At 70.3% G+C, this 930-nt stretch carries 1 protein-coding gene; it reads left to right on the top strand.

The genetic code is table 11. The features are described 5' to 3' along the window. Positions 1 to 930: AMP-binding protein (locus tag AC1RT6_RS21215; protein WP_493029659.1), on the top strand; the 930-nt coding region annotated here is incomplete at both ends.

Here is a 930-nt window from a genome sequence, read left to right as displayed (position 1 = left end):
GATCGCGCTGGTGTTTGGGGACGAGGCGCTGAGCTATGGAGAGCTGAACGCGCGGGCGAACCGGTTGGCGTGGCGGCTGCGGGATCGCGGGGTTGGAACCGATGTCGTGGTTGCGCTGGCCTGCGAGCGCGGCGTCGGCATGATGGTGGCGCTGCTTGCGGTGCTGAAGGCGGGGGGAGCCTATCTGCCGCTGGATCCGGACTATCCGGACGAACGGCTGGCGCACATGCTGCGCGACAGCGGCGCGGCGCTGGTGCTGACGCAAAGCGCGCTGCGCGACCGGTTCGCGGCGGTGCTGGCGGAGACCGGGGCCGAGGCCTGGCTGATCGATGCGCAGGACGAGGGAGGGAACGACAGCAATCCGGCCATCGCCGTGCATCCCGAAAGCCTTGCTTATGTGATCTACACCTCGGGATCGACCGGCGTTCCGAAGGGGGTGATGGTCCGCCATGATGCGGTGACGAACTTTCTGGCGACGATGGCGGAGCAACCGGGCCTGACGGCCGACGACCGCGTGCTCGGCCTGACCTCGCTGTCGTTCGACATCGCGGTGCTGGAACTGTGGCTGCCGCTGACGATCGGCGCGCGGGTGGTGCTGGCGGATCGCGCCGCGGCGCATGATCCGGCCCGGCTCAAGGCGCTTGCCGCCACGCACGGCGTGAGCCTGATCCAGGCGACGCCGTCGACCTGGCGGATGCTGCTGGATCACGAGGGCCCGCTTCCACAAGGCTGCCGGGTGCTGAGCGGCGGCGAGGCGCTGGCGCCGGACCTGGCGCGGCGGCTGGTGGCGCAGGCCGGGGAGGTCTGGAACCTGTACGGCCCGACCGAGACCACGGTGTGGTCGGCGCGTCATCGGCTCGATGCCGCGGACGTCCGCCCTGCGCTGGGCGGTCCGATCGGCAACACCACGCTGTACGTTCTGGATCGCGA

It is taken from the genome of Nitrobacter sp. MLSD-S21 (genome assembly GCF_058809865.1).
This window is presented reverse-complemented; position numbering and strand designations above follow the sequence as displayed.